Origin of the sequence: Arthrobacter sp. 35/47, from assembly GCF_000520475.1 — a bacterium.
GTDB classification, from domain to species: Bacteria; Actinomycetota; Actinomycetes; order Actinomycetales; family Micrococcaceae; genus Arthrobacter_D; species Arthrobacter_D subterraneus.
This window is the reverse complement of sequence record NZ_KI914592.1, coordinates 120,094-129,226: the sequence shown is the minus strand read 5'-3', so window position 1 is coordinate 129,226 and position 9,133 is coordinate 120,094. Positions and strand designations below refer to the sequence as shown.

The following is a 9,133-nucleotide window of genomic DNA, read 5'->3' as shown; positions in this document are numbered from 1 at the left end:
TCGCCGCCGCCGTGACCAACGCCGGCGGCCTGGGCTTCCTTGCCGCCGGGTACCGGACGCCGGAGGACCTTGAAGCGCAACTGGCGGCCGTGGGTGCGCTCACCGGCGGGCCCGTCGGCGTGAACCTGTTTGTGCCCGACGCATTCCAGCCGGAGCCTTCGCTGCTGGACGCCTACGTCGCATCCCTCCGCCCGGAAGCGGAGGCTCTCGGGGTGGAGGTGGGGCAACCCCGGTACGACGACGACGGCTGGGACGCGAAGCTGTCACTGGTCCTCGATGCGAGGCCCGCGGCGGTCTCCTTCACGTTCGGTTGCCCGGACAGCTCGATCCTCAAGCGGATGGCCGACGCCGGAATCCTCCCGATTGTCACCGTGACCACCGCCGCGGAGGCCGGGTTTGCCGTTGCCGCCGGTGCGCTGGCGCTCGCGGTCCAGGGGCCCGGCGCGGGCGGGCACCGCGGGACCCTCGACCAGCGGTCCGTTCCGACGGATGACCGGCTCGAAGATACCCTGGCCGCCGTGCGGTCGGTGACGGCGGTGCCGCTGGCGGCGGGCGGGGGAGTGTCCGGACCAGGCGACGTCGTACGTTTGCGTGAGACCGGGGCCGACGCCGTCCAGGTGGGCACCGCCCTCCTGCTCGCCGATGAGGCGGGCACCAATCCGGTGCACCGTGCTGCCCTCGCCGGCGGTCAGTTTTCCGGAACCATGCTCACCCGGGCGTACACGGGACGGTACGCGCGCGGGCTCACCAACCGCTTCATCCTTGAGCATTCCGACGCACCTGCCGGGTACCCGCACCTGCACCATGCGACCGCACCCCTGCGGAAGGCGGCGGTGGCCCAGGGAAACGCCGATGTGGCGCACCTCTGGGCGGGCACGGGCTATGCCTCCGTGCAAACGGGGCCGGCCGCGAAGATTGTTGGGGCGCTCGCGTAACCGAACCTGCTCCACCGCTGAGCGGGCAGGGAATGATGGCATGCCGCGGGAAGGCGATGCCCGGCGGCGGGACAGATCCGGCGCCCGCTCAACCCGCGGGCACAGGCTCCGTGGACTCCCGCGCCATCACCTTGAACTGGGTCAGGATCTCCCGCGGCGCGGGCCCGGACGGGTTCTTGATGCGCTCCATGAGGACCTTGATCGCTGTCTCGGCGATCTCTTCGCGGCCGGGATTGACGCTGCTGAGGGTGGGGATGGAGTAACGGGTTTCGTCGAGGTCGTCGAACCCGATGACGGCGACATCGGAGGGGATGCGCCGCCCGGCCTCCTGCAGCACGCGCATGGCGCCCTGCGCCAGGGTGTCGTTGAAGCCGAAGACCGCATCGAACTCGACGCCGCGGTCCAGCAGGTCATGCATCGCCTCGGCGCCGTTGGCGCGGTGCCAGGTTCCCACGTAGGCGACCAGCTCGTCGTCGTACTGGATTCCCCGCGCTTCCAGCGCTTCGCGGTATCCCTTGAGGCGGAGCCCGGCGGAACCGATGACCTCACCCTCGTGGGCGCCGACGACGGCGATGCGGCGCCTCCCGGTATCCAGCAGGTGTTCGGTCGCGGCCCGGGCGCCCTCGACGTTCTGCATGGTGACGTGATCGCAGTTGCCGGAGAAGATACGTTCACCCAGCAGCACCATGGGAACCTCGGCGGTGACCAGTGCGGCGTCCTCCTCGCCAAGCCCAAGGGGCGAGAAAATCAGGCCGTCCGACATGCGCAGACGGGGGCTTCTGAGCACCTCGAGTTCGCGGTCGCGTTCGCCGCTGGTCTGCTCGACGAGCACCACCAGGCCGCGTGCCTCCGCGGCGCTGATGACGGCGTCGGCGAGTTCCGCGAAGTAGGGCAGGCGCAGCTGGGGGACGGCGAGGGTGATGGCGCCGGTATGTCCCGATCTCAGGCTCCGGGCCGTCAGATTGGGGCGGTACCCCAACTCGGCAATCGCCTTCTGCACGCGTTCACGCGTGGCCGGACGGACGTTGGGGTGGTCGTTGATGACATTGGACACCGTTTTGAACGACACCCCGGCCACCTGGGCCACATCATGCAGGGTCGTCGCCATTGCAGGGGTCCTTTTCACAGTTGGAACCGGTGGGGCACATATTTTTGTGCCCCACCGGCAGAATATCGCGTTGCCGCACGCCGGGCGCCGCTGAAGTCCGCCGGGTGGTCAGATACCTGAGGGAGGGCGGCGCCGGAGGGCAGTTAGCTGCGCACCTGACGGGATCCAGGGGCGGTCACCTCGAGCGTGACCGGTTCCGTCGCCGCGCTGCCGTGCGCGTTCGAGAACACGGCCCGGACCAGCAGACCGTCCTGGTTGCCGGCGAGGTGCTTCAGCGTCAACTGCGACCGCCGCAGGTTCTCCCCGGCGTTGATGGTGACCGGTTGGTCTGCCACCTTCTGCCAGGTGGCGCCGTCGTCGGCCGAGGTTTCCCACTGCGCCACCGGTGCCGGAGTGCCCGTCGCTTCCGCACGGAACGTCGCCCTGGAACCGACGACGGCGGCAACCGGCTGCGGAGCCTGCGTCACCTGCGGCAGGTCCACGGTCTGGTTGAACTCGGGCCAACCGTCCACCCAGTTGACCTTCTGGAGTCCGAGGGTGGGGAAGTAGGGGATGTCCTCGTTGGCGCCGTCGTAATAGTGGAAGGCAAGGTAGTCCCCGAAGACGGACTGGCCGCCCGGTCCGGTGATCGCGCCGTGGGCATCGAACACCACCGACCCGCCGCCGCCGAACAGGTCACGGCCGTCCTTGTCCAGGTACGGGCCGGTGACGGACGTGGAGCGCCCCACCGCGATCTTGTAGGTGGATTCGCCGCCGCGGCAGCAGGAGTCGAAGGAGACGAAGAGGTAGTAGTAGTCGCCGTTCTTCGTGATGTAGGGCGCCTCGATGGGATTGCCCCACATGAAGCGGTCTGCGATGTTCACGGTCTGGGCCTGCCAGTTTTCGACGGGTTTGCCGCTGGGCCACTCGATCGGGACCAGGAAGATGCCGTACCAGAAGGAGCCGATGGCCATGTACGGCTTGCCGTCCTCACCCTCGACGATGCCGGCGTCGATCGCGTTGAAGGTCTTGCCGGGGTTGTTGGGGTCCAGGCCGGTGGCGGGTGAGGAGATGACCAGGCCCCGGTCCACCCATTCGTAGTCGGGGTCGCTGGGATCAAGGGTGGTGTTGGTGGCGAGGGCGGTAAGGGAGTTGTTTCCGCCGAACCGGGATGCGGAGTAGTACAGGTAGTACGTGCCGTCATTCTCGTAGATTTCGGGTGCCCAGAGGTTCCCGGGAAGCTCTCCGTCGGAGAAGTGTTCATCGATCCAGGCCGGAATCCGGTCCCACACCGTTCCGGTGTAGTCCCAGGTGGTGCCCTCGTCCTGCGAGGACCAGATCTGGATGGTTCCGCCGTTTTCCCTGTTCACCAGGCCGGTGGAGTAGACGTACCAGGTGCCGTCGTCGTCGATGATGAGGGCCGGGTCATGGATGGGGGAGGTTTCCCCGACCACGGTCTTGCCCCCGGGGAGGTCCTGGGTGAAGGGGGTGCCCTGGCCGGTCCAGGTCTGCGGCGTGTTCCGGGTGGTGTCTGCCTGGACCACGGGTGCGGTGGCGGTGCCGGTGAGGATCAGCCCGACGCTCAGTCCGAGGGCGGCTGTTGCTGTGGTCAGGCGCTGGCGGAGCTGGCTGTGCGGTGGTCGTGACGTCATTATCACGGTCCTTTCGGTCAGGAGGCGCTGTAGAATTACAACGTTAGGCGCTGTAGAATTACAACGTTGAAAAATATGACACGCGCAATTGTGCGGCGTCAAGGGTGCCTGCTTGTGCGCGTGGCTGCCCGACGGTTTCGCGCGGTGGGGATAGCATTTTCCGCGGGTGAGAGCGGCGGTAGGGCATTAGGTGGTCCGGGACCACCTGAGGCGGCGTGAAGCCAGGCGATGCAGAGTGGAACCCTGCGGTCACCGACGCGGAGACTGAAACTTTCCAGCAGACTCTTGACGGCCGGATGTGACCTGTGCCATTCTCTTTTTCAACGTTGTAATCAACGTTGTAATCCGGCCTCGCAACCAGGATGAACTGGTGTGCCACCTCCACCTCTAACCGGAAGGACCACGTGATGATGAAGTCACGTACCATCGTCAAGACTATTGCCGCCGCAGCGGTCGCCAGCTTCCTGCTCAGCGGCTGTGCTGCCACTGCAGGCGGCGGCGATGACGGCGAAAAGACCCTCACGTTCATGTACCGCGGAGGGCCTGATGACAAGAAGGCGTACGAGCAGGCAGTAGCGCAGTTCGAGAAGGACAACGGCGTCGAGGTCAAGATGATCCTGACCACCGCCGACCAGTACAGCACCAAGCTCAAGGCCGCCATCTCCGGCCGCCAGATCCCCGACGTCTTCTACATCAGCCCCGGCGAAGTGCAGGCGTACGTGCAGAACGGGATCGTCAAGGACATCACCGAGCACGTCGAAGGCTCCGAGAACATCGACCTGGATAACATCTGGGACTACGGCGTGGACAGCTACCGCTTCGACGGCGAACTCAGCGGCCAGGGCGCTATCTACGCATTGCCCAAGGACATCGGTCCCTTCTCCTTCGGATACAACAAGACCATGTTCGAGGAAGCCGGCATCCCACTTCCCGATCCCGAGAAGCCTTACACTCTGGAAGAGTTCGTCGATGTATCCAAGCAGCTCACCAAGGACACCAACGGCGACGGAAAGCTCGATCAGTGGGGCACCGGACTCAACGTGGTCTGGAACCTGCCGGCGTTTGTCTGGTCCAACGGCGGCGACTGGCTGAACGAGGACCGCACCAAGGTCACCATCGACACCCCTGAGTTCACCGAAGCACTGCAGTGGTTCGCCGACCTGCAGAACGAGCACAAGGTCACCCCATCGGCAGGCGAGGCACAGACCCTCGACACCTACCAGCGGTGGATGAAGGGCGAGATCGGGTTCTTCCCGGTCGGGCCCTGGGATCTGGCCACCTACGAGGAACTTCCCTTCGAATACGACCTGATTCCCTATCCCGTCGGAGCCACCGGAGAGCCCGCCACCTACACCGGCACCCTCGGTATTGCGGTCTCCAACGCGAGCAAGTACCCGGAGGAAGCAGCGAAACTCGCCACCTACCTTTCCGCCAATGAGGAAGCACAGCAGACCCTCACGGATGCCGGCGTGCAGATTCCAAACCTCGAGGACATGGCTGAGGAATGGGCGAGCGATGACAGTACCCAGCCGGCCAACAAGGCAGAGTTCCTCCAGGTGGTCCGCGAGTACGGCCGTCCGCTGCCGAGCGAACTCACCTACAACTCCGAGTGGTATGACGAGTTCTTCACCAACATCCAGCCGGTGCTGGACGGCAAGAAGACCGCGGCCGAGTACGCCAAGGAAGCCCAGCCGAAGATGCAGCAGTTCCTCGATGCCGCGAACCAGCAGGCAGGCATCGGCGGCTAGGCCTGGCGCCTAACCGCTGATCAGACAGGTTGCCGCGGCCGTGCGAAGGCCGGCCGCGACAACCCACCACCCGGGCTTCCGCCGGGCAAACCCATACCCTCCTGAATCAACGAGGATCTCAGATGTCCACCACCACGCGCCGATCCCGGCTTCACCGGCAGGAACACCTGACCGCGCTGGCGTTCGTTGCCCTGCCGGTCATCGGCTTCCTGCTCTTCACGCTCTACCCGATGCTGTTCTCCGTCTACGCCTCGTTCACCAACTGGAACGGGCTCACGGCCCCGGTCTTCAGCGGGCTCGACAACTACATCGCCATGGTCAAGGATCCGTACTTCCTGGAGGCCATGTACAACACGTTCTTCCTGATGCTCGGCATCCCGATCGGACTGGTGATCTCGCTGGCGCTGGCGCTGGCGATGAACCGGAAGATGCGCGGTTCCACCTTCTTCCGCACTGTTTATTACGTTCCCGTCATCTCCTCGATCGCCGCAGTCGCCATCCTGTGGCAGTGGGCCTTCAACGGCGACTTCGGCCTGATCAACCAGATCCTCGCGCTCGTCGGCATCGACGGACCCAACTGGCTGCAGGACACCGCCACGGTGAAGCCCGCACTGATCGTCATGGCTATCTGGAAGGGCCTCGGCTTCTCGATGCTGCTCTACCTGGCCGCCCTGCAGTCAGTGCCGCGGCATCTCTATGAGGCGGCAGCCCTCGACGGCGCCGGCGCCTGGAAGCAGTTCCGCCACATCACCGTCCCGATGGTCCGCCCGGTCACGTTCTTCCTTGTGGTCACGAGCGTCATCGGAGGCTCCCAGGTGTTTGTCGAAATCAACATCATGACCCCGACCGGCGGCCCGGAATTCTCCTCCGCCACCATCGTTTGGTACATCTGGCAGAAGGCCTTCGACAACCTGCAGATGGGCTACGCCTCAGCGATGTCGATCGTGCTCGGCCTCATGGTGTTCCTCATTACCTTCATCCAATTCCGGCTCAACCGCCGCAACCAGTTCTCGATTGACTGAGGCAGGTCACCATGTCCTCCCAACGCGTACTCCCTCCACCGCCGCCGCTGAAGCCCGAGCAGGGACTTCCCGACCGCACGTCCGCCCGCGGCGAAGCACCAGCCAGGCCCCGGACCAAACTCTCCGAATCCCAGCGGCGGCACCACCTCGGCAACATCCTGGTGACGATCGTGCTCTCGCTCGGCGCCGTCGTCATGGTGGCTCCGCTGCTGTGGACGTTCTCAACGTCCCTGAAGACCCGCGACGGCGTCTTCGCCCTCCCGCCGCAGTGGATTCCCGACCCCTTTGTCTGGGAAAACTATTTCCGGATCTGGTCCGCCGGCCCGCTGCTCAGTGGCATCCAGAACAGCCTGATCGTGGCGTGCACGGTGACCATCGTGGGCACCCTGTTCTCAGCGCTGGCGGCCTTTGCCTTCGCGAAGATGCGGATGCCCTTCAAAAACGTGATTTTCCTGAGCCTGCTCGCCGCGCTCATGGTGCCGTTCCCTACCCTGATGATCCCGCAGTTCACCATGTTCGCCTCGATCGGCTGGGTGGACACCCTGCTCCCGCTTATCGTCCCGTTCATCTTCGGCAACATCATCATGATCTTCTTCCTGCGCCAGTACCTCTCCTCGGTTCCGGATTCGATCATCGAAGCGGCACGGATCGACGGCGCTTCCTTCCTGCAGATCTTCTTCCGCCTGATCTTCCCGATCATCAAACCGGCCATCGCCGCGCAGTTCATCCTCTGGTTCATGGCCGTCTGGAACGACTACCTGGCGCCCATCATCTACCTGAACTCGCCGCAGGTGCAGACGCTCCAGCTGGTCATCGCCAACTTCAACGCCCAGTACGCCATCCAGACCGACTACCCGCTCATCATGGCGGCCTCATTCGTTGCGCTGCTGCCCGTGCTCATCGTGTTCATCGTCTTCCAGCGGCAGATCATCGAGTCCATCGCCCTGACCGGGTCGAAGGGCTGATCCAGTGACCTCCACCGACAGCCTCCAGCCGACCGCCCCCGCCGGGACGGAGACCTGGGGTGCCCGCCACGCACACGACCCCACCGTCGTCAGGGACGACGACGGCACGTACTACATGTTCTCGACCGACTCGGTTGCCAACTCCCGGGACATCCCGGCCGGCGTGCACGTGCGCACCTCGCCGGATCTCCTTGAGTGGACCTACCGCGGAACCGCCCTGGACGGTGTCCCCGCTCCGGCCTTCGAATGGAGCGGCGCGAATGGCCTGTGGGCGCCTGAGGTTGTCCGCTGGCCGGCGGCAGCCGGGGAGGCCCGGTGGCACCTGTACTACTCGGCCTCCACCTTCGGCTCCAGCACCTCTGCCATTGGCCTGGCCGTGGCGGACAGCCCGGCCGGGCCCTGGACGGACCGCGGCCTCGTGGTCCGCACCCTGGCCGGACGCGACCTCCAGAACGCGATCGACGCCGCCGTCACCTTCGACCGCCACGGCGACCCATGGCTGACCTACGGCTCCTTCTTCGGAGGCATCCACACGCTGCGGCTGGACGCCGTCACCGGGTTCGCACTGCACGACGGCGACCTGGGCACCTGTATAGCCCGCCGTCATGCCGACGTTGACCGCGCCGTCGAGGGGGCGTTCCTCCAGTACCGCGAGGCGGACGACCAATACGTCCTCTTCATCTCCTACGACTCCCTGTTCAGCACCTACAACGTCCGCGTCGCGGTGGCTGACGAGATCACCGGCCCCTACCGTGACGCCAACGGCACCCACCTGACCGACCTCGACGCCGCACCGCACACGGCCGGCACCAAGGTCCTGGGCAGCTACCGCTTCGACGGCGATACCGCCTGGCTCGCCCCCGGCCACAACTCGATCCTCACCGTGCCCGCACCGGGAGCGGGCACGGCGGAGGACCAGTTCATGGTCCACCACGTCCGCTTCGCTGAGGACCCGAGTGAGCACATGGTCCAGCTCCGGCGGGTCTTCACCACCGCCGGCGGCTGGCCCGTTGTTTCGCCCCAGCCTTACGCCGGCCCGGAGCGGGAAACACTGGGACGGCAGGAGGGAATCGGCGGCACCTGGCGTGTGCTGCGCTTCGCCCCGGAATCCACCGAGCCGGTGGAAGCACTCCCGGTAACCGTGCACGACGACGGCGGCGTCAGCTCCTCCGGTGAGCCCCGCCGGGTGCGCCTCACCATCGCCGGCTCCGGGCTGGACGCACAGCTGGACGCCGTGGTGTTCGGCTCCTGGGACTGGTCCCGCGGCCGTGCGGCGCTGTCCTTCAGCGGCATCGACCAGCACGGGGTCGTCTACTCCGGAACCCAGGGGGCCTGACCATGACTGGGAATGAAACGCCGGGCTGGGCCGGCCGCCTCATGGACTGGCTGCGGTTCCTCATGCAGCTGGTGCTCCTGAACCTGCTGTTCCTCGCCGGCACGCTCGCCGGTCTGGTATTCCTCGGGATCTTCCCGAGCGCGGTCGCCGCCACGGTACTGCTTGCCCGCCTCCGCGCCGGCGACCCCGGCGAGCGGCTCGTCACCGACTTCATCACCGCCTACCGGGCGCAGTTCCTCCACGCCAACAAGGTGGGCAGCCTCTTCGCGCTCGCCGGACTGCTGGCCGCCGTGAACGCGGCAACGCTGCCCGGTGCCGCAACCGGCGTTGAGCTCGCGCTCAGCGGTCTCGCCGTGGTCGTCTCCGGCGCGCTGGCAGTGTCGGCGGG

Annotated in this window: 8 protein-coding genes; 6 read left to right on the top strand and 2 right to left on the bottom strand. The window is 66.0% G+C overall.

The features are described from left to right. The coding region (locus X803_RS18425; protein ID WP_035778186.1) for a nitronate monooxygenase at nucleotides 1-935 on the top strand (935 nt) is incomplete at its 5' end. Between the two features lie 88 nt (nucleotides 936-1,023). On the opposite strand, the gene X803_RS0107255 is transcribed toward X803_RS18425, so the two are convergent. Both X803_RS0107255 and X803_RS0107250 read right to left on the bottom strand, forming a co-directional pair. Further along, entirely contained in the window at nucleotides 1,024-2,043 is a 1,020-nt protein-coding gene (locus X803_RS0107255) for a LacI family DNA-binding transcriptional regulator (protein WP_026544630.1), read from the bottom strand. Between the two features lie 143 nt (nucleotides 2,044-2,186). Continuing rightward, nucleotides 2,187-3,674 carry a glycoside hydrolase family 43 protein gene (locus X803_RS0107250; RefSeq protein WP_035778185.1) on the bottom strand — a complete coding sequence of 496 codons (1,488 nt, stop codon included), beginning with the start codon at nucleotides 3,672-3,674 and terminating at the stop codon, nucleotides 2,187-2,189. A gap of 407 nt (nucleotides 3,675-4,081) precedes the next feature. On the opposite strand from X803_RS0107250, the gene X803_RS0107245 reads away from it, so the two are divergent. The 5 genes from X803_RS0107245 to X803_RS18420 form a co-directional block, all read left to right on the top strand. Then, nucleotides 4,082-5,422, top strand: a complete 1,341-nt coding sequence (locus X803_RS0107245; protein WP_216699042.1) for an ABC transporter substrate-binding protein — start codon at nucleotides 4,082-4,084, stop codon at nucleotides 5,420-5,422. A 122-nt stretch (nucleotides 5,423-5,544) separates the two neighbouring features. Next, nucleotides 5,545-6,444: a carbohydrate ABC transporter permease gene (locus X803_RS0107240; RefSeq protein WP_035778184.1), complete on the top strand. Its 900-nt coding sequence runs from the start codon at nucleotides 5,545-5,547 to the stop codon at nucleotides 6,442-6,444. An 11-nt stretch (nucleotides 6,445-6,455) separates the two neighbouring features. Beyond that, nucleotides 6,456-7,409 carry a carbohydrate ABC transporter permease gene (locus tag X803_RS0107235; protein ID WP_084033509.1) on the top strand — a complete coding sequence of 318 codons (954 nt, stop codon included), beginning with the start codon at nucleotides 6,456-6,458 and terminating at the stop codon, nucleotides 7,407-7,409. Between the two features lie 4 nt (nucleotides 7,410-7,413). Next, complete coding sequence (locus tag X803_RS0107230; RefSeq protein WP_026544625.1) at nucleotides 7,414-8,745, top strand: arabinan endo-1,5-alpha-L-arabinosidase; 1,332 nt, start codon at nucleotides 7,414-7,416, stop codon at nucleotides 8,743-8,745. A 2-nt stretch (nucleotides 8,746-8,747) separates the two neighbouring features. Further along, nucleotides 8,748-9,133: DUF624 domain-containing protein (locus tag X803_RS18420; RefSeq protein ID WP_156930006.1), on the top strand; the 386-nt coding region annotated here is incomplete at its 3' end.

Coding starts and splice junctions, on each gene's coding strand:
- X803_RS0107255 (WP_026544630.1), bottom strand. CDS start 2,043: ATGGCGACGACCCTGCATGATGTGGCCCAGGTGGCCGGGGTGTCGTTC.
- X803_RS0107250 (WP_035778185.1), bottom strand. CDS start 3,674: ATGACGTCACGACCACCGCACAGCCAGCTCCGCCAGCGCCTGACCACA.
- X803_RS0107245 (WP_216699042.1), top strand. CDS start 4,082: ATGATGAAGTCACGTACCATCGTCAAGACTATTGCCGCCGCAGCGGTC.
- X803_RS0107240 (WP_035778184.1), top strand. CDS start 5,545: ATGTCCACCACCACGCGCCGATCCCGGCTTCACCGGCAGGAACACCTG.
- X803_RS0107235 (WP_084033509.1), top strand. CDS start 6,456: ATGTCCTCCCAACGCGTACTCCCTCCACCGCCGCCGCTGAAGCCCGAG.